This is a genomic window from Acinetobacter sp. YH12233, from assembly GCF_013417725.1.
Classification (GTDB): Bacteria; Pseudomonadota; Gammaproteobacteria; order Pseudomonadales; family Moraxellaceae; genus Acinetobacter.
Genome location: NZ_VPDK01000047.1, coordinates 1 through 21,843, shown reverse-complemented (window position 1 = coordinate 21,843; position 21,843 = coordinate 1). Strand labels below are relative to the sequence as shown.

Annotated in this window: 24 protein-coding genes and 1 pseudogene; 10 read left to right on the top strand and 15 right to left on the bottom strand. The window is 42.1% G+C overall.

From position 1 onward, the window contains the following. Nucleotides 1-429: 429 nt before the first annotated feature. The 4 genes and pseudogenes from FTV12_RS14760 to ftsY all read right to left on the bottom strand — a co-directional run bounded on the left by FTV12_RS14760 (nt 430) and on the right by ftsY (nt 4,040). Nucleotides 430-1,095: a DUF2057 domain-containing protein gene (locus tag FTV12_RS14760; protein ID WP_166134835.1), complete on the bottom strand. Its 666-nt coding sequence runs from the start codon at nt 1,093-1,095 to the stop codon at nt 430-432. Between the two features lie 195 nt (nt 1,096-1,290). Next, nucleotides 1,291-1,884: a nitroreductase family protein gene (locus tag FTV12_RS14755; RefSeq protein WP_179992990.1), complete on the bottom strand. Its 594-nt coding sequence runs from the start codon at nt 1,882-1,884 to the stop codon at nt 1,291-1,293. A gap of 182 nt (nt 1,885-2,066) precedes the next feature. Continuing rightward, nucleotides 2,067-2,756, bottom strand: a pseudogene (locus FTV12_RS14750) (nitroreductase family protein). A gap of 180 nt (nt 2,757-2,936) precedes the next feature. Beyond that, nucleotides 2,937-4,040 (bottom strand): signal recognition particle-docking protein FtsY, encoded by a 1,104-nt coding sequence (gene ftsY, locus FTV12_RS14745; protein WP_179992991.1) that lies wholly within the window; start codon nt 4,038-4,040, stop codon nt 2,937-2,939. 232 nt (nt 4,041-4,272) lie between these two features. On the opposite strand from ftsY, the gene FTV12_RS14740 reads away from it, so the two are divergent. Both FTV12_RS14740 and FTV12_RS14735 read left to right on the top strand, forming a co-directional pair. Continuing rightward, complete coding sequence (locus FTV12_RS14740; RefSeq protein ID WP_373685630.1) at nt 4,273-5,613, top strand: M16 family metallopeptidase; 1,341 nt, start codon at nt 4,273-4,275, stop codon at nt 5,611-5,613. A gap of 11 nt (nt 5,614-5,624) precedes the next feature. Continuing rightward, entirely contained in the window at nt 5,625-7,202 is a 1,578-nt protein-coding gene (locus FTV12_RS14735) for a pitrilysin family protein (protein ID WP_180025666.1), read from the top strand. On the opposite strand, the gene FTV12_RS14730 is transcribed toward FTV12_RS14735, so the two are convergent. Both FTV12_RS14730 and FTV12_RS14725 read right to left on the bottom strand, forming a co-directional pair. Beyond that, nucleotides 7,126-7,449: a hypothetical protein gene (locus FTV12_RS14730; RefSeq protein WP_179992994.1), complete on the bottom strand. Its 324-nt coding sequence runs from the start codon at nt 7,447-7,449 to the stop codon at nt 7,126-7,128. The two genes, FTV12_RS14735 and FTV12_RS14730, sit on opposite strands and share 77 nt — an antisense overlap. 104 nt (nt 7,450-7,553) lie before the next feature. Further along, the gene (locus FTV12_RS14725; protein WP_081402667.1) at nt 7,554-7,916 is read right to left on the bottom strand and encodes a hypothetical protein; all 363 of its coding nucleotides are present in this window, start codon (nt 7,914-7,916) and stop codon (nt 7,554-7,556) included. Nucleotides 7,917-8,136: 220 nt separating this feature from the next. Between FTV12_RS14725 and FTV12_RS14720 the strand changes: the two genes are divergently transcribed. The 3 genes from FTV12_RS14720 to FTV12_RS14710 all read left to right on the top strand — a co-directional run bounded on the left by FTV12_RS14720 (nt 8,137) and on the right by FTV12_RS14710 (nt 9,433). Beyond that, nucleotides 8,137-8,370 carry a hypothetical protein gene (locus FTV12_RS14720; RefSeq protein WP_034171084.1) on the top strand — a complete coding sequence of 78 codons (234 nt, stop codon included), beginning with the start codon at nt 8,137-8,139 and terminating at the stop codon, nt 8,368-8,370. A 156-nt stretch (nt 8,371-8,526) separates the two neighbouring features. Continuing rightward, nucleotides 8,527-8,901, top strand: a complete 375-nt coding sequence (locus FTV12_RS14715) for a DUF2750 domain-containing protein (protein WP_034171083.1) — start codon at nt 8,527-8,529, stop codon at nt 8,899-8,901. 100 nt (nt 8,902-9,001) lie between these two features. Then, nucleotides 9,002-9,433, top strand: coding sequence for a CBS domain-containing protein (locus FTV12_RS14710; RefSeq protein WP_125279146.1), 432 nt, complete (start codon nt 9,002-9,004; stop codon nt 9,431-9,433). 140 nt (nt 9,434-9,573) lie between these two features. Here FTV12_RS14710 and trpB read toward each other — a convergent pair whose 3' ends face one another. The 9 genes from trpB to FTV12_RS14665 all read right to left on the bottom strand — a co-directional run bounded on the left by trpB (nt 9,574) and on the right by FTV12_RS14665 (nt 17,282). Further along, nucleotides 9,574-10,779 (bottom strand): tryptophan synthase subunit beta, encoded by a 1,206-nt coding sequence (trpB, locus tag FTV12_RS14705; RefSeq protein ID WP_180034257.1) that lies wholly within the window; start codon nt 10,777-10,779, stop codon nt 9,574-9,576. Nucleotides 10,780-10,886: 107 nt separating this feature from the next. Beyond that, complete coding sequence (locus tag FTV12_RS14700; RefSeq protein WP_180012397.1) at nt 10,887-12,074, bottom strand: VWA domain-containing protein; 1,188 nt, start codon at nt 12,072-12,074, stop codon at nt 10,887-10,889. 13 nt (nt 12,075-12,087) lie between these two features. Then, entirely contained in the window at nt 12,088-12,939 is an 852-nt protein-coding gene (locus FTV12_RS14695; RefSeq protein WP_104426039.1) for a MoxR family ATPase, read from the bottom strand. A gap of 21 nt (nt 12,940-12,960) precedes the next feature. Beyond that, nucleotides 12,961-13,344 (bottom strand): hypothetical protein, encoded by a 384-nt coding sequence (locus tag FTV12_RS14690; protein ID WP_159124440.1) that lies wholly within the window; start codon nt 13,342-13,344, stop codon nt 12,961-12,963. 21 nt (nt 13,345-13,365) lie between these two features. After that, nucleotides 13,366-13,671 (bottom strand): YcgL domain-containing protein, encoded by a 306-nt coding sequence (locus tag FTV12_RS14685; RefSeq protein WP_004783715.1) that lies wholly within the window; start codon nt 13,669-13,671, stop codon nt 13,366-13,368. A gap of 129 nt (nt 13,672-13,800) precedes the next feature. Continuing rightward, entirely contained in the window at nt 13,801-14,943 is a 1,143-nt protein-coding gene (locus FTV12_RS14680; RefSeq protein ID WP_005235921.1) for an HRDC domain-containing protein, read from the bottom strand. Between the two features lie 183 nt (nt 14,944-15,126). Further along, nucleotides 15,127-15,723: a recombination mediator RecR gene (gene recR / locus FTV12_RS14675; protein ID WP_125279141.1), complete on the bottom strand. Its 597-nt coding sequence runs from the start codon at nt 15,721-15,723 to the stop codon at nt 15,127-15,129. Nucleotides 15,724-15,736: 13 nt separating this feature from the next. Next, the gene (locus FTV12_RS14670) at nt 15,737-16,066 is read right to left on the bottom strand and encodes a YbaB/EbfC family nucleoid-associated protein (RefSeq protein ID WP_125279140.1); all 330 of its coding nucleotides are present in this window, start codon (nt 16,064-16,066) and stop codon (nt 15,737-15,739) included. A 28-nt stretch (nt 16,067-16,094) separates the two neighbouring features. Next, nucleotides 16,095-17,282 (bottom strand): O-succinylhomoserine sulfhydrylase, encoded by a 1,188-nt coding sequence (locus FTV12_RS14665; RefSeq protein ID WP_180012395.1) that lies wholly within the window; start codon nt 17,280-17,282, stop codon nt 16,095-16,097. 142 nt (nt 17,283-17,424) lie between these two features. On the opposite strand from FTV12_RS14665, the gene FTV12_RS14660 reads away from it, so the two are divergent. The 5 genes from FTV12_RS14660 to FTV12_RS14640 all read left to right on the top strand — a co-directional run bounded on the left by FTV12_RS14660 (nt 17,425) and on the right by FTV12_RS14640 (nt 21,633). Continuing rightward, nucleotides 17,425-18,522, top strand: a complete 1,098-nt coding sequence (locus FTV12_RS14660) for an alpha/beta fold hydrolase (RefSeq protein WP_034171075.1) — start codon at nt 17,425-17,427, stop codon at nt 18,520-18,522. 55 nt (nt 18,523-18,577) lie between these two features. Beyond that, entirely contained in the window at nt 18,578-19,450 is an 873-nt protein-coding gene (locus FTV12_RS14655; RefSeq protein ID WP_166134859.1) for an NAD(P)-dependent oxidoreductase, read from the top strand. An 82-nt stretch (nt 19,451-19,532) separates the two neighbouring features. Further along, complete coding sequence (locus tag FTV12_RS14650) at nt 19,533-19,799, top strand: YARHG domain-containing protein (RefSeq protein ID WP_159124442.1); 267 nt, start codon at nt 19,533-19,535, stop codon at nt 19,797-19,799. A gap of 31 nt (nt 19,800-19,830) precedes the next feature. Continuing rightward, entirely contained in the window at nt 19,831-20,244 is a 414-nt protein-coding gene (locus FTV12_RS14645; RefSeq protein ID WP_159124443.1) for an HIT family protein, read from the top strand. 336 nt (nt 20,245-20,580) lie between these two features. Continuing rightward, a complete protein-coding gene (locus tag FTV12_RS14640; RefSeq protein WP_180012393.1) occupies nt 20,581-21,633 on the top strand; it encodes a porin in 1,053 nt (350 codons plus the stop codon). Nucleotides 21,634-21,843: the final 210 nt, after the last annotated feature.

Below are 21,843 nucleotides of genomic sequence, written 5' to 3'. Positions count from 1 at the left end.
ATTTTCTGACAAATATTTCTCAAATAAACTTCGAGCAATTTCTACCATTCAATCAATGAAAATAATTTCGATCAATCAACCAGTAAAAATCCACACAAGTTGTTCTTCATAATCTCTTAATGATCTTACTTAAAACCTCGTCAGTTTTAAGCTCCAACCCAACCACTTAACGTTTCGTTTCATGCATTGCGTTGGTGTGCTGCGTATTCTATACAGTTTCCGAACCAGTGCAAGAGCTTTTCTTAAAAATATTCAAAAAAGCGCATTGTACGTTTATTTTTTAATCTGAATTGCTATTTTTAGCAGTTTTAATGCTTTTTTCCAGTCACTTTTGGCCTGAAATTTTAAGCAAATGTGAATTTCGACTGGTTTAGTTTTTATTAAAAGGGATCGTTGCATACGATCCCTTTTAATATTGAACAATAAATTTTAATTTTCCTGCTCGCCAAGCCAATTCATAAATTTTTGTCGTTCAGCTTTAGATGCCTGCTTCCATAACTGAATTAATTGCTGATCAAGCTGACCAACTGATGCATTTTCCTGAACGTTTGCAGTAGCAATATTCGGTGTACTTGCAGTTTGAGTGTAGACCGCTGCCGGCTGATTTGTTGGAGTTATTACTTTATTCGTTGTCAAATCCACAGATTTTCCTAAAACGCTTTGCCCTAGTAATGGTTTCGCTGCATCTTTTGCTCCCGCCTGCTGAACCAGAAGCTGATTTTTTGCATCATATAAACCAATAATTGGCTGATCTTTATATTTTTTCGCTTCATCAAAATTTTTAGGCGCGTTAATTAAAGCCAATTTATAAGCTTCACCATCTTTAAGTTCTGGAGTTTTTACAGTTACTACGCCAGATTTTAAAATGTCATGAGAATTGTCATTGTGCTGGAAAAATTCAGTATAGCGAACACTAATCGCATTCGTACCAGCATCCAGTTTATAAGTTTGATCTGAGCGTAATAGACCTGAACGTACTTCCTGATCATTCACTGCGATTATCTTGATTTCTTCAGGTACGGTTAATGTCACGGCTGAAAAAGCTGATGTGCTGCTCAATAATGCAACTACAGCTGCTGTGATACGTAAATCCATGTCACTCACTCATTCTGGTTAATATATAAAATTTTCATTGCACTATGCCGTGTATAAATGACAATTCTATGACAAATGCTTTGTCTCTACAGTACTTTACTCAGCATTTATCAGACTATCTATCTTCTGATTTCTGCTATATCACACATAAAAAAAGAAGTACTTAACAGTACTTCTTTCTCATCTCTAAATCGATTATGCAAAGGTCTTAAATCGTTCTGCATCATCCATAAAGGTTTTTTCACCTGGAGGGGCTTCGATTGAACCAAATACCAATTGAGCACGAAGCTTCCAGTTCGATGGAATACTGAAAGTTTGCGCCACTTCTTCATCAATGATCGGATTGTAATGCTGTAGTGATGCACCAACATTATGTTCAGCCAAAGCTGTCCAGGTTGCAAACTGAGCGATACCGCTGGCATGCTCTGACCAGATCGGGAAATTATCTGCATACAGCGCAAATTTTTCTTGCATTCCTTTAATGACATTCTGGTCTTCATAAAACAGTGCAGTTCCATAACCTGCCGCAAAACCATCTATTTTGCTATTGGTAGCCTCAAAAGCATCTGCTGACACCAGGTCGCGTAAAGTTTCACGCACAATATGCCAGAAAGTATCATGTGATTGACCAAACAAAATCACCACGCGTGAGGATTGCGAGTTAAAAGATGATGGACTATGTTTCACCGCCTCTTTAATGATGTTCTCAATTTCTGCCTGATCCAGGCTGACATTTTTCCCAATGGCATAAATACTACGGCGTTTTTTAATATGATCTAGGAATGCCATGATCTCACCTCGTTCTATTCTGATTATTTAAAACCGATAAGATCATCTTAAGCATTTTCACTGCCTAAAACAGTCTTATTTCGATAACAATGTGTTTTATTTATAGAACATTCTCAGAGATGTTAAGGTTGATCCTTTGTATCAGTCACCTTAGCACATACTAATTTCAAGAATCACAGGTCTTAGCTAAATACCTGGAAGCTGTCTGGGTTTACAGACTCAATTTTATCTTCTATTGCTTCTTCAATTGAACCGAAACAGAGCTGAGCACGTAGCAACCAGTTTTCATCAATCTTAAAATGCTCAGCTACAGGGTGATTGATCTGCGCATTATAATGTTGCAAAGAAGTACCTAGACCAGCATCTGCCAGCGCAGTCCACGCAGCAAATTGTACCATGCCGGAAGTCTGCTCTGACCATAGTGGAAAATCATCAGCACTAAATGGAACTTTCTTCTGTAATTATTGAATGGCGCGCTGATCTTCATAGAATAAAATCGTACCATAGGCATTTGCACATTGATCCAGCTTGATTCTAATCCCCTCGTAGACCGATGCCGGCACATGCTGGCGTTGAACATCTTTCACAATGTTCCAGAATTGATGATGTGAATCGGCAAATAGCACGATAATGCGTGCACTTTGTGAATTATAGGCTGAAGGACAACTATGCACAGCTTCCTGAATCAGCTCGGTCAGATAAGCCTGACTGTAATGCACACGCTTACCTAGCTGATAGGTCCCACGGCACTTTTTTAATTTCTCAACAAAAGTGAATTCTAAATTTTCAACTGCTTTACTTTTTTTAGGAAATTTAAAATCCTTAGTCAGGTCAGTTGTTAATACCTGCCCAATTTTATTGAGTAATGCCATTTTCTACCCTCTACATATAGCCTGAACTTCAATCACCAGGAAAATCCCATACAATTATAATGGGTTTATTCAGGCAGGCAGGATTTGCTATTTTTTTATGCTGCTTTTTAGAGCATTCAAACTCCTTAAAAACAAAAAACTCCGCATTTAGCGGAGTTTATGTGACGCAAGTCGCATTAATTATTTTTCAGTTTCAAACAATGCAGCAACGAATGATTTTGCCGAGAATGGACGTAAGTCATCAATTTTCTCACCTACACCGATAAAGCGAATCGGTACATGGGTACGGCTGGCAATATTAAACAGCACACCACCTTTTGCAGTACCATCCAGCTTGGTAATGGTTAAACCCGTTAAACCTACTGCTTCATCAAACATTTCAACTTGATTAATGGCATTCTGTCCTGTACCGGCATCCACCACCAGCATCACTTCATGTGGCGCAGTCGCATCAATCTTCTGCATCACACGTTTAACTTTGGTCAATTCCTGCATCAGATGACCTTTGTTATGCAGACGGCCTGCAGTATCTGCAATTAAAACATCCACACCTTTGGCACGTGCACTTTCAAAAGCATCAAAAATGACTGAAGCAGAGTCAGCACCATGACCTTGGGCTACGACGGCGATATTGTTGCGTTCACCCCAGATCTGTAACTGCTCAGTTGCAGCAGCACGGAAAGTATCACCCGCAGCCAGCATGACTTTTTTACCTTCGCCTTGCAGACGTTTTGCGAGCTTGCCAATGGTCGTGGTTTTACCTACACCATTTACACCCACGACCAGAATTACATAAGGATTTTTGTTTGAATCGATATGCAGCGGTTTAACACGCGGAGCCAGCAGAGCCACCAGTTCTTCCTGAAGTGCTTTATACAGCGAGTGAGAATAAATCAGGTCACCGCGTGCGGTACGTTCAGTCAAATTGGCAATAATTGTTTTAGTTGCATCAACACCGATATCTGCAACCAAAAGCTGTTCTTCAACTTCTTCTAATAATTCATCGTCAATTTCTTTGCCACCAATCAGGATATTGACCATCCCATCGGCAAGATTTTTACGGGTTTTGGTTAAACCCTCTTTCATACGGCTAAAGAAACCGCCTTTTGTAGCAGGTTCTTCTTCCTGAGCTTCTGTCGCTACAGGTGCAGAAACTTCAGCAATTGTGCTTGGTGTTTCTACAATCGGCACATTAACCGCAGGTAAACTCGGTAATGTGACATCATCATCTCCGATATCAGCATCAATCAAAAATTTGTTTTGCCCATTAGATTGCTGTTGCATGCCGAATCCTTGAAAAGCATTGCGTTAAAAAATTGAATTCTAGCATAACTTGCAGTGTTTTGAGCGGGCAATCCAATCCATGAATAAACAACCAAAAAATAACAGTGTTTGGTTGCTTTCAATACAAGATTTCTGAAAAATAATCCTAAATACAAATATCTATTCATTGGAAGACTTTGTGTCCCTATCTTTTTTTGCTATCTCCTCCTTATCCAGAATCATTAAACAACGGATTTCTCCAGCCGCTGTACTCCTCCTGAGTTTCGGTTTTAACCCCGTACATGCCGCAACCCAGAGTGAATTATCCCGCACCACCATCGAAACATATTTAGGTAATGGCTTAAAAGTCATTATCCGGGAAGATCATCGCTCCCCGATGGTGATGACACAGATCTGGTATAAAGTCGGCAGTAGTGATGAGTCCGGCAATATTCTCGGTGTATCTCATGCTTTGGAACACATGATGTTTAAAGGCACAAGCAAGGTTCCCAATGATGAATTTACCCGGTTAAGCCGGATTTATGGCGGCAGTATTAATGCCGCAACCTTTACCAATTACACGAACTATTATCAGCTCTATCCCAAAGCCTATTTTCCGATGGCGCTAGAACTTGAATCTGACCGTATGAAAAACCTGTTGTTACGCCAGCAAGATTTTGATCCGGAAATTAAAGTGGTAATGGAAGAACGGCGTCAGCGTACTGATGATAATCCGCGTGCCCAGGCATTTGAACGCTTTAGATGGATCAGTTATCCCACCAGTCACTATCGTCAGCCCGTGATTGGTCACATGAAAACGCTTAATAATATTCAGCTGAGTGATGTTAAAAAATGGTATCGAGACTGGTATAGCCCGAATAATGCCATTCTGGTGATTGTCGGTGATTTAGATGTGCAAGAAGCTCTCGTTCAGGTACAGAAATATTTCGGTGATATTCCGGCGCGTCCCACACCCTCACGTAATGATGTACTCGAGTTTGAGCGCTTAGGCTATCGTCATATGGAAATTGAGAGCAATGTTCAGGTGCCTAATCTGTATATGACCTGGAATGTGAAATCTCTAGCTACCGCCAAGAATCCTCAAGATGCCTATGCTCTAACCATTATTCGCAGCCTGCTGGATAGTGGGATTTCTTCTCGGTTGCAGGATCGTCTGGTTCGCGACCGCAAAGTGCTTACTTCTGTGAGTGTATCCTATGATCCTTATAACCGTGGAGATAGCCTGTTTGGTATTTCCGCACTTCCGGCTCCAGGCGTTAACCTGGCAGAAGCACAAACGGCCATCCAGAAAGAAATTGATTTATTAAAAACTGAAGCTATTTCTGAGTATGAACTGGCACGGATCAGCACACGCTTTATTTCAAATCTGATTTATAGTCAGGACAGTCTGAGCGGACAGGCCAAAATGATTGGAAACCTTGAAGTAAACGGATTGAGTTACCGCCTGATGGATGAACTGCCTCAGCATTATGACAGTGTCCGTGCAGAGGATATTCAGCGGGTTGCTAATGCCTATTTTGTCCGTGAAAATTTAAGTACGCTCTACCTTTTGCCTGAACAGAAAGCTCAATAATGGTTATTACAATGTCTAAAGTTCGCTCTCTTATCCTTTTAACCAGCTTAAGCCTCAGTTCAAGCCTTTGGGCAGAAAATTATTTAGATACCCAACCTGATCTGAATGATAATCCCAGTCAGCTACAAGCGATCCCTCTCCTGCAAAGTTTAAAAAACATTAATCAAAAGCAGGCATTTCAAGCACCTTTTATTCATGACCTGAATAATCACTACAAAGTTCGCACTTTATTTGTTGAAACCCGTGATTTACCTATGGTCGATATTCAACTGACCTTTAATGCCGGATCAGCACGAGATCAGGAAATTGCTAAAGGTTTATTTGGCTTATCCAGCACAGCAGCCAAACTGATGCGCGAAGGAACAGATAAATATACGGCCGCACAGGTAGCTTCAGTCTTTGATGCCACAGGCGCACAATTTAGCGTACAGGCTTATCGCGATATGTTTGTCGTTCGCCTGCGAACTTTGTCAGATCCCAAGAAAATGGAACCTGCTTTGGGCATGATGATGGAAGTTCTCAAAAATGCTACATTCAAGCCTTCCAGTATTCAATTAGCACTCAGCAATACTCAAGTAGGACAAAAACAGCTTCAGGAAAATCCAAGCAAACTGATGGATATCCGGTTTTATCGGGCATTGTATGACCAACACCCTTATGCCGAACCCATTACCGGCACGATTGGCAGTACCAAAAAAATCACAGCAGATTTACTGAAAAAATTTCGTGATCAGTTTCTGGTGGCACAAAACATGAATATTGCCATTACCGGCAAACTCAGTCCTAAACAGGCACTGGGACTTTCTGAACGAATTGCAGGCAATTTGCCTCAAGGACACAAAGCAGTTGCATTAGCTAATCCTGAGGAAAAATCGGGTTTTGATATTGTGCATTTGCCTTATAACTCATCCCAAGCACATGTGACCTTCGGCCACTTAGGACCAAACCGTTTTACTGAAGATCGGCTTGCTCTGGAAGTAGCCAACCGCATGTTTGGTGGTAGCGGCTTTAATGCAGTACTGATGCAGGAATTAAGGGTAAAACGTGGCTATACCTATGGTGCCTATAGTACATTCAGCTTTAGTCAGGCACCCGGTATATTTAGCTTCCGTTATTCCACTAGACAAGATCAATTACTGGATAGCATTCAGGTCGCACATCAAGCTTTTATCAACTTTGTAAATCAGCCAATTGATACTAAGCGCCTGGAAGAAACCAAGGCCGGGATGTTAAGAGCATTTCCGAATAATTACAGCAGCAATGCCACGATCAATGCCCAGTTAGGCACGATGGGCTTTTATGCAGAGCAAGCCGACTATCTATCACGCTATCCAGAACGTCTAGCCAAAATTACCGCAGCAGATGTGCAAAATGCCGTGCGCAAACATCTGCATCCAGAACGCTTGACACTGGTCGTGGTAAGTCAAGAATTAGATAAAGAAGCATTAAAACTACGATTGGAACAGAACCTGTTAGATCCTTCTACACCACTGCCGAATACGATTCCAATACCTAAGGCATCTCCACAGAAACCGGCGGAAGCTGACGAGCCCGTAGAGATTCCTGTTGATACGCCTGCATCAATTTAAGATATTGACCGCGATGGATGCGTTGCTGTTGCAGCAAAGTTTGAGCCATATCCTGTGTTTGGGGTAAGCTCTGCTGTTCTGCAAGTTGCTGAAGTAAATTAAATTGAGAAGTCGTCAGTGGACGATAAATGGCAAATGTAGCCAGACATAAAATTAATGCCACAATAAAAATAACAACCGCATTATAAATTTGTTCAAGCTTAATTTTATTCAGAAAATTGCTTAATTTTTTGCTATCTATAGCCATACACTACCTCAAGTTGCAGCTAGTGTATGGCTGGGCCCCATGAAGTTCAAGTCAAAGATTGAATGACCAGTATAAATACACATCTCGATATGACTATAAATCGGTTAGGATTTCAACAATTCGTACACACTCCAGGCAATGACCATAGCCACCAGACCTAAAACCAGTAAAATTGCAAACTTGCTTAAGCCGGCTTCTGCTTCAGGTGGATGCAGTCGATCTTCATCTGCAATTCGGACCAATTCATCATTATAGTGACTATAAAACTCTGCACGCTGGGTTTCGTCCAGAGCGCGGGTAAAATCATAAACTTCTTTACGTTGAGCCAGACTGTAATCACCTAGATGGGTATATTTGTCATAAATTGCCTCATCCAGTTTTTTACGGTGTACATGCGCCAATTCTGTAATCTGACTGGCTGTTGGGGGCATATCAAAACTGAGCCCTTCAAGAGTTCTTTGCATCATGTTGTTCTCCTTTTCTTTTGTTCTATTGTTAAAATCTATACCAACCAAACTTCCAAGTGTGTATAGTTTGATCGTACAAACTATAAATTAAGTAAACAGGAAAGCTGATATAGTTGACTTTTCCATTATTCTGTAATATTAGTTTAATAATACTAAGTTATATTTGTATTTAGACTTAAAAGTCTATCCGAAATCATAATTAAAATTAAGGAGTTTTTATATTATGCAGAATATCTCTCAACATGATTTGGAACATCTGTATGCAGATGCAGTGAATACCATTCAATCGCAAATGAACTTTGTCGATGCAGTAAAACAATTAGAAGATGCAGCGCGCGCCGGTCACGGTAAAGCAGCTCTCTTTTTAGCTGAACTGTATTATCAGGGTTTTCGTGTAGAACGAGATTCACTCAAAGCACAATACTGGCAGAACATGGCCACCATGCAAGCCTGAAGAAACGTCACCTCGGTGACGTTTTTTTATGCCATTTTTTCGAAATACTGCAATTAAGACATAATTTATTACGATTGCTTGCAAAGCTGAAACAGTAATTTCACTGGAACTTTCTAGAATAGAGCTGAACTCTAATAGCACTTTATTTTAACGACAATGCGAAAAATTATTCAATACGACCCGATTTGTAAAAACTTTCTTTTGAGGCTGACCATCCTCAAATCTATGATGTATTGCGGCGTTTTGTGGGGCGTCTATCATCAGGGTTGGGCGATGATGCGTGATCAGGAAGATTATATTTTTCCATTCTGGCTTAATTCTCTGGATGCCAAAAATTATGCCAAGGAACATTGGCCAGGTTATGTACCCCGTAGAATCAACCCGGAAGATTTCGAAAACAACTTGTTACCTACACTGTCCCGACTAGCCGTGACACCTACTTTATGTAGCGGCAATGGCACTAAACTAAAATTATCCATTCCACAGATGCGTCACCTGTTTTTTTCACAACAAAGACTGCACTTTGCCTAAAAACATGTTATTTATAAAGACATAAAATAGACACCTAGAGATGTTCAGCTGGATACATACTCTAGGACTAATAATAATTAGATAAAAAGGACTCAATAGAATGACCAACGTAGCACAAGTGCTCGGTGATAAAGTACATCAGGCAGTTTATACCATCCGTCCAGACTCTACAGTTTTAGAAGCAATTAGCCTGATGGCAGAAAAAGGAATCGGGGCGCTGGTCGTTACCCACGAAGACAGTGTGGTCGGCATTTTGTCAGAGCGTGATTACACCCGTAAAATCGCATTGATGCAAAGAACCTCTTTTGATACCACGGTCAATGAAATTATGACACCTAAAGTCATAACCGTGACTTCTGCAACTTCTGTTGAAGACTGCTTAGCATTAATGACTGACCGCCATTTACGCCACTTACCTGTAGTTGAAAATGACAAACTGATTGGCCTGATTTCGATTGGTGACTTGGTCAAAGCTGCAATGGAAGATCAACGTAAGCTGATTGATCAGTTACAACAGTATATTTCAGGCTAAAATTCTTTCTTAGTTAAATACGTAAATTAAGATTCAAACTCAAAATGTCATTACAAACAAATGACAATGTCATATCAAAACCAGATTAGATATAAAAAATCCCAGCCTTAAGACTGGGATTTTTTGATTATTAGATCAAATTAAAGACCGAGTTTCTCTGCGACATAGTCAGAGTCTTTATCACCACGACCTGAAAGATTCACTACAATCTTAGTCTCTTTAGGCAGTTTACCCGCTTCACGAATTGCCCAAGCCACTGCATGTGAACTTTCTAATGCTGGCACAATTCCCTCAACGCGTGACAGGGTCATAAAGGCATCCAGACACTCCTGATCTGTTGCTGTAGTGTATTCCACACGACCTAGATCTTTCAGCAGGCTGTGCTGTGGCCCTACGCCTGGATAATCCAGCCCAGAAGCAATCGAATGCACAGGTAAAGGCTCACCCTGCTCATCTTCGAGTACATAACAGGCCATACCATGCAACTGGCTTGGTTTACCCAAAGTCAGCGTTGCGGAATGCTTATCAGTATTTAAGCCATGACCTGCAGGCTCTACCCCCACCAGTTTCACTTCTGGATCATTCAGGAATGCCGTGAATGCCCCCATGGCATTTGAACCACCACCCACACATGCCACCACAAAGTCTGGGTTTGCACCGAAGCGTTCATTGGTTTGAACCTTGATTTCATCGCCAATAATGGACTGGAAATCACGCACCATCATTGGGAATGGATGCGGTCCTACCACCGAACCAATCGCATAGATATAGTTTTTCGGATCTTTCAAGTATTCTTCAAAAGCACTGTCGACTGCATCTTTAAGGGTCGCAGTACCACGCGTCACAGAAATCAGCTTAGCACCCAAGATTTTCATCTTTACGACGTTTGGATGTTCTTTTTCGATATCCACCTGGCCCATATGAATTTCACATGGAATACCCACCAAAGCACATGCAGTAGCCAATGCTACACCATGCTGACCTGCACCGGTTTCTGCAATGACTTTGGTTTTACCCATATATTTCGCCAGCAGTGCTTCACCCAGGCAGTGATTGATTTTATGTGCACCGGTATGATTCAGGTCTTCACGTTTTAAATAGATCTGTGCTCCACCTAACTGGTCAGAAAGGCGTTTAGCATGAAACAAAGGGCTAGGACGGCCGACATAGTTAGCAAACAGGTCTTTTAATTCATTTTGAAATTCTTCAGTTTGACGGATTTCCTGATAGGCAACATTGATGTCATCCATGGCCTGTTTTAGATCCGGTGGAATGAACTGACCGCCATATTGACCAAAGAAACCCTCATCATTGGGCAACGCAATACCATTAATTTGATGAGCCATAATAATTCCTGATTATTGGAATAAGGTATAACAAGTGACTTTATACTAGAATAATTCGTTTTAAAGCACTAATAACTATAGATAAAGTCACTTATAGATAAATGGAATCAACGCGCCAGATATTTGGTCATATCCTCAATACCTTTTAAGGTCATTGGAAACATATGATCTTCAAAGATTTGCTTAATCAGGCCAATAGTATGCGTGTAATGCCAGTATTTTTCTTCTTCAGGATTGAGCCAAGCGGTTTTATCAAAATGCTGACGCAGACGCTGTAACCAGACCTGTCCTGCCTCATCATTCATATATTCGACCGAACCACCGACGGAGTTCAACTCATAGGGTGCCATGCTGGCATCACCCACTACAATCACCCGGTAATCCCGTCCATAGGTATTGAACAGATCCCAGGTATTCATGCGCGAGCTGGAACGACGGACATTATCTTTCCAGACATAGTCGTATAGACAATTATGGAAATAGAAATATTCCAGAGTCTTAAATTCGGTCTTAGCGGCGCTAAACAGTTTTTCACACTGAGCGATATGCGCATCCATTGATCCACCGATATCAAACAGCATTAGTACTTTAATACGGTTACGACGCTCCGGCACCAATTGCACATCCAGAATCCCCTGTTTGGCGGTTTCACGAATAGTACTATCAATGTCCAGTTCTTCAGCCGCACCCTGACGAGCGAACTTACGCAAACGGCGCAGTGCCATCTGCATATGACGACTACCAAGAATCTGATCATCATCCAGATTACGGTATTGACGCTGTTCCCAGACTTTGACGGCGGAACGTTTACGCCCCGGCCCGCCAATGCGCACACCTTCAGGATGATCACCATAGGCACCAAATGGCGATGTGCCACCAGTACCAATCATCTTATTCCCGCCCTGATGTTTTTTATGCTGTTCGCGCAAGCGTTCTTCCAGCATTTTCATCAGTTCTTCCAGCGATCCGGCTTTTTTCAGTTCTTCACGCTGTTCAGGGGTTAAGTGCTTTTCCAGAAGTTCCAGATCAAACCAGTCTTTGGGTAGTTTATGCACCTGATTCAGCAGTTCATCCAGATCAAAAGTCGCGATACCATCAAAGTAATCTTTCATGGCGCGATCGAACTTGTCGAAGTAGCGCTCGTCTTTGACCATCACAGTTTTAGCAAGCTGATAGAACTCGCCCTGATCAGCAAAAACCACGCCTGCCGCCACCGCTTGATTCAGATCAATCAGCTCACGGGTGGAAACTGGTACGCCATATTTTCTGAGGGTATAAAACAATCGCACAAACATGCGTGTTTCTCCCTTAGCGACGCGACATAAAGGCTAGACGTTCAAGCAGTTGTACATCCTGCTCATTTTTGATCAGCGCGCCGTACAAAGGCGGAATCGCTTTGGACTTGTCGGTATTTCTTAAAATGTCTTCCGGCATATCATCTGCCATGAGTAGGCTTAGCCAGTCGATCAGTTCTGAAGTTGAAGGTGGTTTTTTCAAGCCTGGAATCTGACGTAACTTGAAGAAGACTTGCAGAGCTTCATTCACCAGCGTTGCTGAAATATTCTCAAAATGCACATCGATAATTTCACGCATGGTCGCTTCATCCGGAAACTCGATATAGTGGAAGAAACAACGGCGCAAGAAAGCATCTGGAAGCTCTTTCTCGTTATTTGAAGTGATGATGACAATCGGACGCTGGGTAGCAGTAATGGTTTCACCCGTTTCATAAACGAAGAAAGACATCTTGTCGAGTTCATGCAGCAAGTCATTTGGGAACTCGATATCTGCTTTATCGATCTCATCAATCAGCAATACACAGCGTTCTTCACTGGTAAATGCTTCCCAGAGTTTACCCGGCTTGATGTAGTTCTTGATGTCATAAACGCGATCATCACCTAACTGACTATCACGTAAGCGTGATACCGCATCATATTCATACAGGCCCTGCTGTGCCTTGGTCGTTGATTTGATATGCCAAGTAATCAGCTTCAGTCCAAGGCTTTGTGCCACCTGTTCAGCCAACAAGGTTTTACCTGTACCCGGCTCACCTTTAACCAGCAAGGGTTTTTGCAAACTACGCGCAGCTTTCACAGCTAGTTTTAAACTGTCAGTGGCAATGTACTGATCCGTACCTGAGAATTGTTGAATATCAGCAGACATGATTGAACCTTATTTTTCTATTTACAGCGGTGAACTTTTCTTGTTTGACTCAAGACCCGTTTTACTGGATGCATAGGTCGACCAGCAATAGCCAATCACAGACCCGATACCAATGACAAATAAAATAAGTGACGCATTAATCCAAACGAGTTCATATTCCTTGGTCAGAATACCAAACAGCAGCCCGAAAATAGCAGGTGCAACTGAAGCATTACTGCCTTCAGAAACGGTTGGGGTTAATAGCACGGCAAAGGCTAACAACCATAAAAAACCGCCCATTGCCTTTGGCATGCGCTTGGTCACGCCATACCAGCAGGCTAACGCAATCAGACTGCCCAGCAGATACACTGCAAACGCAATACTCTGGTCAGGAATTGAGTCCAATACAGCTACAAAACCATTCATTTCACAACTCCTGAACTGAGCTTAAGCCCCACGAAGACCTTCTGGCGCTGGCGCATTCGGGTTAATCAAACCTTCTGGTGGCATTTGCAGGAAGAAACCACGAGTAGAAATTGAATCCATCACATGTAAAACATTGGCACGTGCCAGTTTACGCGATTCACTCAATTCAAGATGCATGACAAAAGTCGCACGACCAAAAGCAACACGTACCGGTTCAGCCAATACCTCTAGTGGTTCAAATGTTTCGGCTTCGTTCTCATCTGCAGGACGCGCCACATAAAGATACATTTCATCTTTTTTGCTAGATTTGTAGATAGACACTTGCATGTTTCAAACGACTTTTCTGAAAAAACAATCGCAAGGATACATCAAAAAAACGACAGAAACATTAGCCGCTTCAAATGCATCAGTCGTGATTTTGTATAATTGCTTTATCTTTAATCAATCCAGTAAAAATCACTCAACCACTTTCATCTGTGTCGACAGATAAGACTCATCCTGATGCAATACCTTAATTAGCGGCAGAGTTAATAACTCATAGCGCCAGCCAAGCAAGTAGTTTGGCAGATCCTGTTCATCCTTATGACATACCACATGCTGATATAAGGCATTCAGCCATTTCTTGCGCATCAGCACTTCTTTGGGTACAGAGATCTCATTGGATATATTCTGAATCATTGTTTCAACCTTCTCGCCAATCTCTCTGGATGAATGGCGGATTGGACGTGCCAGACGTAATGGCCAGTCGGCCTGATCAGGTAGGAATTTCAACAGATCAAGAATAGTCTTGCCATGTTCACGGACAATATTGGCCCGGATGTCTTTCATCTGACTGAGCTGGAAATTATTGCGCGGGAATTTCTCTACCAGATCAATCATGGTCGAGTTTTTCAGAATAAAACTACGCGGTTGATTCAATGCCTTGGCAATCTGCTCACGCCATACAGCCAGTTGTTGTAACTGCATTAATTGACGGCGTGAATGGCGATAATTACCGACGTCCTGATAAAGCAAGGCAGTCGGTGTTTCTTCACCAATTTCATGGGTCAAAAAACGGCAATCTTCAAGAGCGAAATCGAGCAGATACTTGCTTTCCAGATCCTGTTTGACTTTATCCGACAGTTGCACCAGATAATGCACATCATTGGCTGCATACAGCAACTGCTCAGAGCTTAAAGGCCGTGCCAGCCAGTTAGAGCGGGTCTGATCTTTTTCAATATCGACATCCAGCATCTGTTTCAAGGCATTCTGATAGCTGACCTGCAAACCATGTCCGAGGAATGACATGCCGACCTGTGTATCAAAGACATTGCTCAGGGCTTTTTTCTGGGTGTAATGATAAATCAGGTCAATATCTTCACTGCAGGCATGGAAAATATTCTGTTGAGCATTAAAAATCTTATTCAGAAATTCACTCAGATCCAGTGTTGTTCCATCCAGCAAATAGACATTGTTATTGACATTGATTTGAAAAACACCAAGTTTTGGCCACAAGGTGTCTACCTTAATGAATTCTGTATCCAGGCCATAGACCGGATTTTGATCCATAAGATTCAGGACATGATTTAAGTCGTGCTGATGTTGAATAAATTGAAACATAAAGACTGAGTCTAAAATTAGATGCTCGATGAAGCTATATTACCCGATATATAGAATTTTTATATAAAAATATGACAACCAAATCACACTTTTTGTTCCATATTTTTCGAATATAGCTTATCTAGTTTATATTTTTAATAATATTTTTTTTATATTATATATTAAGAGAATATAATTAATATTTCACTTAATTCGCATCCGGTTATGCACTGCCTGACTCAACGTATGACTATCGACATACTCCAGTTCTCCGCCTTGAGGCACCCCTTGAGCGATACGCGTCATTTGCACAGGTAAATGTTTACTGGCTTCAACCAGATAATGTGCAGTTGCCTGTCCTTCGACAGTCGCATTGGTGGCCAGAATCACTTCCTTGATCTGTCCCTGACTTAAGCGTTGCAGTAAATACGGAATACCGATTTCTTCAGGCCCGATTCCATCTAGAGGTGACAGATGACCACCCAGAACATGATATTTACCGCGGAAACTGCCGCTTTGCTCAATTGCCATGACATCTGCCGGTGATTCTACTACACAAAGCAGTTCATCATCACGCTCAAGTGAGGTACAGATATTACAGACTTCATCTTCTGTCAATGAATGGCAGATCGAGCATTCATGAATGTGATCGGTTGCTTCAGTTAAGGCATGTGCCAGACCGATCGCCCCTTCACGATTTTTCATGATTAAATGCAAAGCCATACGCTGGGCCGATTTCGGCCCAACGCTTGGCAAAATGCGTAATGCTTGAACCAGTTGATCAAAACGATCACTAAACATTGCGCATACTTCCTTAGAATAAACCAGCCAGACCAGGTGGTAAGCCCATACCTGAGTTTGCAGATTTCATTTTCTCTTCAGAGATCGCTTCTGCTTGACGCGCTGCATCATTCATCGCTGCTGCAATTAGATCTTCGATCATATCTGGATCGTCCTGTAACAGTTCAGGATTGATTTCGATACGTTTCACCACATTGCGGCAAGTCATGGTAACTTTCACCAGACCGCCACCAGCCTCAGCATGCACTTCAGTTTGCGCAAGCTCTTCTTTGGCTTTTTTCATGTTGTTTTCGACTTCTTTTTGCATGCGCTGTGCTTGCTGCATCAACATATTAATGTTCATAAAGATCTCCGAACATATATTTATAAAATTAGATTAGATCTAAACCGCGTGTAATGTCGCGAATAATATCATCAATCTCTTCCAAACCAACAGAAACGCGAATTAAACCTTCACGAATACCCGCTGCTGCTTTGGCTTCTGGAGACAATTTACCATGCGTCGTAGTTGCCGGATGAGTAATCGTTGATTTCACATCACCCAGGTTACCGGTGATTGAAATGAACTGGGTATTGTCAATTACTTTCCAGGCACCTTCACGACCGCCTTTCACTTCGAAAGATACGATACCACCGAAACCGGTTTGTTGTTTTGCTGCCAGTTCATGACCAACATGTTCAGGCAAACCCGCATAGTAAACTTTTTCTACTTTCGGATGTGCATTTAAGAACTCTGCCAGTTTTTGTGCATTAGCAGAATGTTCACGCATACGTAAGCGTAAAGTTTCCAGACCTTTCAGGAATACCCAGGCATTAAACGGGCTCATAGAAGGACCGGTAGTACGTACATAACCAAAAATTTCTTCAAGCAGTTTGTGGTTACCTGCCACAGCGCCACCGAGTGCACGACCCTGGCCATCCAGATATTTAGTCGCAGAATATACGACTAAGTCTGCACCAAATTTGAGTGGTTGTTGTAACACTGGTGTACAGAAGCTGTTGTCAATCGCGAGCAATGCATCATTGGCATGTGCAATATCTGCCAAAGCCTGAATATCTGCCACTTCAGCCAGTGGGTTTGACGGAGATTCAACAAAAAGTAACTTGGTTTCTGGCTTGATGGCATTTTTCCATGCATCCAGATCCGTCAGATCGACAAACTCAACTGCGACACCAAATTTAGCCACGTATTTTTCAAATAAAGAAACTGTTGAACCAAATACGGCGCGTGAACAGATGACATGATCGCCTGCTTTCAGGTAAGCCATCGCTACTGCCATAATCGCAGCCATACCAGAGCTGGTCGCAACAGCGCGTTCTGCGCCTTCTAAGGCAGCCAGACGCTTTTCAAACATGGCAACAGTTGGATTAGTAAAGCGAGAGTAAATATTACCCGGCTCCTGGCCTGAAAATTTCGCTGCGGCTTCAGCCGCATTTTCATAAACAAATGACGATGTTAGAAAAATCGGTTCACCATGCTCACCCTCGAAGCTGCGGGTGTGACCGGTACGGATGGCTAAAGTTTCTAATTGATAGTTAAAATCGTCTTGCTGGCTCATCACTTTACTTCAGCCCAAAGGCTGCCTTTTGTAAAAAATTGCCAACATTTTGAGCGTCTAAGCTATTTCAGGTCAAGGCATAATAAGCAATTATTGCTTAGACTTCGACCAATTCTCCTTTGTATACGGATAAATTATTTACATGATTCAGTTAAAACAAAATATTCAACGCCAGAAGAAAAAATTAAAACACCTGAATGCACGGTTATTTAACTCGTCTTCCCTGATTCTTTCGCAAAAAACGCCCTTTGAATATATTGCTGCGACTGAGTTCTGCAAAATTCGCTATTATGCAGCGCCTGAAAAAAAGTACCGTGAGCCGTTAGTCTTTGTTGCCCCTCTTGCGATTAATATGGATATTTATGATCTGTATCCTTACCGTTCACTAGTCAAGCATTTTCAGCATAGCGGTTTTGATGTCTATTTAGTGGAATGGAAACGTTTCCGTTATAAACACCGTCACTTGAATTTCCTGTCTTTTATCGACGGCGCGATTCCTCAGGCTATTGAACGAATCTGCTCGCATTCAGGCAGTCAGTTTATTTCCTTGCATGGCTGGAGTATGGCTGGAATTTTTGTCACGCTTTATACTGCGCTACATTCCCCTGAACATGTTAAAAACCTGATTGTACTGGGTAGCCCGATTGACAGTTATGCATCCGGTCGCGTTGGCAAGCTTTTTAGCACCACCAACAAGCTCATTTCCAAAAATAAAACCCTGCAACAGGCGATTCACCAAGGATTGATTCCTAAGGAATATATTCATTCGCCCGGCATCATCAATGCATTGGGATTTAAGCTCCTTGATCCGATTGGCTGGTTTAAAAGCCAGAAGCAGTTTTTGATGAACCTGGAAAATGTTGAAGATGTCTATGAACATGCCACCATGGGCAATTTTTTGAACAAGATGATTGATTATCCGGGTGGAATCAATCAGGACATGGTGCTGCACTTATGGCTGCAAAATCCTTTAAAAAATGGCTCAATGACTTTAAACGGCCGAACGATTGACCTAAAAAATATTAACTGTTCCTTACTGGTCGGGGCTGGGAAAACCGATCAGATTGTTACAGAACAGTCAGCTAAACCTTTGATGGAATTGACAAGTAGTACCGATAAGACGTTTACTCTTATCCCGGGTGGTCATCTTGGACTGATGTCCAATCAGAAAACAGCCAATACATTCTGGCCGAAACTGACCACCTGGCTGGCACAACGCTCAACCCGGATAGATGCTTAATTCCGGAAGAGCCGGCAATTTTCAGGTATTTATTATTTTATTCAGAGGGTATGACATGATTCAGTCAGTGGCATTTATTGGTTTAGGCGCAATGGGTTATCGCATGGCAGCGCATTTACCCAAGCATTTTGAGACAGTTTATGTCTGGAACCGTACTTTTGCCAAGGCTGAAGAACATGCTGCTGAATATGGCACCCAAGCTGTCGCTTTAGAACAGGCAGTTCAGGCAGATATTATTTTTTCCTGCCTGCCGACCAGTGCCGATGTTGAAGCATTAGTCCAAGGCCTCAGCCTTAAAGCTGGCAGTATCTGGGTAGACTGTACCAGCGGTGTTCCTGACGCTGCCCGACGCTTAGAAGAAGCACTTGCTGAACAGGGTGTGATTTTCCTGGATGCGCCTGTGAGTGGCCAGACCATTGGTGCGGAAAATGGCACATTGACTGTGATGGTCGGCGGTAATGCGGAAGGCTTTGAAAAAGCCCTGCCAGCGATGCAGGCGTTTGGCAAATTGATCAAGCATGTGGGCACATCAGGTGCCGGCTTTGCGGTAAAAGCGGTAAATAATATGTTACTGGCTGTAAACCTGTGTGCAGCAGCAGAAGGCTTTACCACACTGAAAGCGCACGGCGTTGACCTGAATGAAGCGCTGGATTGTATCAATGCATCAAGCGGTAAAAGCAATGTGACTGAAACCGTTTTACCACAGCGTGTTTTGAACCGTAGCTTCCCTGTTACCTTTGCCCTGCCTCTTTTAGCCAAAGATACAGGCATTGCACTTGATCTTGCGCGCGATGCCAAACTGGCAGTACCACTTCTCGCTTTAGGTCAAAGTCTGGTGCAAGCTGCTAGCAATCTGTCGGATAAAAATAGTGACTTTTCCAGTGCTGTAAAAATGTATGAATCATGGAGTAATATTACCATTGAGTAATATCTCGCCATTGAATAATAATAAACAAACCTAATATTGTGACTATAGACTAGCCACATGCAGTGATACTGAGGAAACTCTTATGAATAAGTTATTTGTTGCAGCACTCGTCGGTTCTGCAACTTTGTTTGGGGCTTCAACATCGGTTCTTGCATCTGAACAGGAATGCAAAAAATTGAAAAATGACCATGATGTCATTTATGCATCAAAAGGTTTCTGTTTCAAGGATCCTGAAGCAAAAGCAAAGTTTAATGACAATTGCTACACAACCAAGCCAAAATTTTCAGAAAAAGAGCAGCAACGTCTTGACGCGATCAAAGAACGTCAGAAAGAATTGAACTGTAAATAATACAATTCAATTCTGCTCAAGGAATGCACTTATGACTTACGATGACCAAAATATTTTTGCACGAATTCTGCGTGGTGAACTTCCAGCAATTAAAGTGTATGAAGATGACCGAGTTCTTGCATTTATGGACATCATGCCACAGGCCGATGGTCATACTCTGGTCATTCCTAAAACTCCAGCAATTACCTTGCTTGACCTGGATCCTGAAGTTGCAGCCTATACCATTCAGGTGGTGCAAAAAATTGCCAAAGCGATTGAAAAAGGTTTAGGTGTAGATGGCATTGTACTCATGCAGCTCTCTGGCGCTGCGGCGGGTCAGACTGTTCCGCATGTTCATTTCCATCTGGTACCTACCTCTTTGCACAATCTCGGCAAACATGCTGCACAAATGGGTGATCAGGAAAAAATCAAACAACTGGCAGAGAAAATTAAAGCTGCTCTTTAATTCATTCTTCGTCCTTAAAAATGGAGCTTCGGCTCCATTTTTTATGCCTTATTTTTCATTTTTTATCACCATTCATAAATACAGTATTCCTCTTAAATGACTTTATTAAAACCGCATTACTCATCTACTGGATCAGCGTTAACTAAAGCAAAAAAATCCTGCACAGAATCTTAAAAATTAAAATTGCTCCCTTTTTAGATTTCATAGATCTGCAATATTTCCTTAACCATACTGACTTATTCATCCTCAATACTGAGCACCAATACAGGATGGTAGCCAAGACCGAGCTACTGCATACACCTCAAAAGACCTAAAAAAGTCTGATTGGAGCTTTATATGAAAAAATCACTTTGCATTTTCGCAATTGGGGCAAGCGTTTTTACACCGCTCATGGCAGTCGCTGCTGATGTCAAAGTCTATGGACGTGCACATGTGTCTTTAGATTATCTAGATGATGGCCAAGATTATAATGAAGTTGGAATTTCCTCCAATGCATCACGCCTTGGATTTAAAGCTGAACAGACACTTGAAAATGGCATGACCGTATTTGGCCAGATTGAGCAGGAAATTAACTTTGCCAGTGGCTCTGCAAATGATGATGTCGAGTTTGCTACTCGCGATACCTTCGTCGGTTTAAAAGGTGATTTCGGTCAGGCAAGGATCGGCCGTTTCGATAGTCCATTTAAAGTGGCACGCAGTCCAGTTAACTTCTTTGGAGATATGGTCGGCGATGTACGTAACGTGACCCGTGTAGGGAATCTGCGTTTTGATGAACGTAATGCCAATAGCATTGAATATAAATCACCAAAATTCGGCAATGGATTTAATGTTCTGGGTGCACTTTCCCTACATGAAGCCAACAGCCCGGATGCATCTAAGGATGGTGAAAAAGATAAAGATAAGGCTTATGACGTTGCCCTTACCTACCAAAAAGATAAAGTTGATTTTGCAGCGGCATATGAACATTATGAAGAAGAAGCCAGTCGTGGTGAACGTGATGGTTTCCGGATTGCAGGTGCCTACAAAATCACGCCAGACTTGAAACTCGGTGGTCTGTATCAGTTCCTTCAGCATGACAATACCGAAGTTAATCCTGATGCTCAGGTCTTTGGCATCGCAGGTGAATATAAATTAGCAGCCAAGACCTCATTGCGTGGACAGGTCTTTCACCGTGATGTAGATGCCGATGATGCCAATGCTACTTTACTGGCGATTGGAATTGAACATCGTCTTGACCCAGCAGTCCGCATCTACAGCAATCTGGCCAGTGTATTAAATGATGAAAACTCAAATCTGACACCTTGGGCACAAGGCCGTAGCAATGCAGTGGCTGGCGCACGTGGTGAAGACAGCTTCGGACTATCGGTCGGTATGCGTTACGACTTCTGAAGCCCTCCCCAATTTCATATTAGAAAAGAGCCTGCCTGATGCGGGTTCTTTTTTATTTTTTAATTAATCCCGACTATTTTAATTAACCCGAATCGCGGATAAAAAATTGACTTGAAAAATAAGAGGACTAGAGCCATCAGTTGAGTTACCACACAAAACTTAAAACTCTAGTCCCGATGTTTAATAGTACCGAATTATTTTGCGTAATTG

Coding starts and splice junctions, on each gene's coding strand:
- FTV12_RS14760 (WP_166134835.1), bottom strand. CDS start 1,095: ATGGATTTACGTATCACAGCAGCTGTAGTTGCATTATTGAGCAGCACA.
- FTV12_RS14755 (WP_179992990.1), bottom strand. CDS start 1,884: ATGGCATTCCTAGATCATATTAAAAAACGCCGTAGTATTTATGCCATT.
- ftsY (WP_179992991.1), bottom strand. CDS start 4,040: ATGCAACAGCAATCTAATGGGCAAAACAAATTTTTGATTGATGCTGAT.
- FTV12_RS14735 (WP_180025666.1), top strand. CDS start 5,625: ATGTCTAAAGTTCGCTCTCTTATCCTTTTAACCAGCTTAAGCCTCAGT.
- FTV12_RS14730 (WP_179992994.1), bottom strand. CDS start 7,449: ATGGCTATAGATAGCAAAAAATTAAGCAATTTTCTGAATAAAATTAAG.
- FTV12_RS14725 (WP_081402667.1), bottom strand. CDS start 7,916: ATGATGCAAAGAACTCTTGAAGGGCTCAGTTTTGATATGCCCCCAACA.
- FTV12_RS14715 (WP_034171083.1), top strand. CDS start 8,527: ATGCGAAAAATTATTCAATACGACCCGATTTGTAAAAACTTTCTTTTG.
- FTV12_RS14710 (WP_125279146.1), top strand. CDS start 9,002: ATGACCAACGTAGCACAAGTGCTCGGTGATAAAGTACATCAGGCAGTT.
- trpB (WP_180034257.1), bottom strand. CDS start 10,779: ATGGCTCATCAAATTAATGGTATTGCGTTGCCCAATGATGAGGGTTTC.
- FTV12_RS14700 (WP_180012397.1), bottom strand. CDS start 12,074: ATGTTTGTGCGATTGTTTTATACCCTCAGAAAATATGGCGTACCAGTT.
- FTV12_RS14695 (WP_104426039.1), bottom strand. CDS start 12,939: ATGTCTGCTGATATTCAACAATTCTCAGGTACGGATCAGTACATTGCC.
- FTV12_RS14690 (WP_159124440.1), bottom strand. CDS start 13,344: ATGAATGGTTTTGTAGCTGTATTGGACTCAATTCCTGACCAGAGTATT.
- FTV12_RS14685 (WP_004783715.1), bottom strand. CDS start 13,671: ATGCAAGTGTCTATCTACAAATCTAGCAAAAAAGATGAAATGTATCTT.
- FTV12_RS14680 (WP_005235921.1), bottom strand. CDS start 14,943: ATGTTTCAATTTATTCAACATCAGCACGACTTAAATCATGTCCTGAAT.
- recR (WP_125279141.1), bottom strand. CDS start 15,723: ATGTTTAGTGATCGTTTTGATCAACTGGTTCAAGCATTACGCATTTTG.
- FTV12_RS14670 (WP_125279140.1), bottom strand. CDS start 16,066: ATGAACATTAATATGTTGATGCAGCAAGCACAGCGCATGCAAAAAGAA.
- FTV12_RS14665 (WP_180012395.1), bottom strand. CDS start 17,282: ATGAGCCAGCAAGACGATTTTAACTATCAATTAGAAACTTTAGCCATC.
- FTV12_RS14660 (WP_034171075.1), top strand. CDS start 17,425: ATGATTCAGTTAAAACAAAATATTCAACGCCAGAAGAAAAAATTAAAA.
- FTV12_RS14655 (WP_166134859.1), top strand. CDS start 18,578: ATGATTCAGTCAGTGGCATTTATTGGTTTAGGCGCAATGGGTTATCGC.
- FTV12_RS14650 (WP_159124442.1), top strand. CDS start 19,533: ATGAATAAGTTATTTGTTGCAGCACTCGTCGGTTCTGCAACTTTGTTT.
- FTV12_RS14645 (WP_159124443.1), top strand. CDS start 19,831: ATGACTTACGATGACCAAAATATTTTTGCACGAATTCTGCGTGGTGAA.
- FTV12_RS14640 (WP_180012393.1), top strand. CDS start 20,581: ATGAAAAAATCACTTTGCATTTTCGCAATTGGGGCAAGCGTTTTTACA.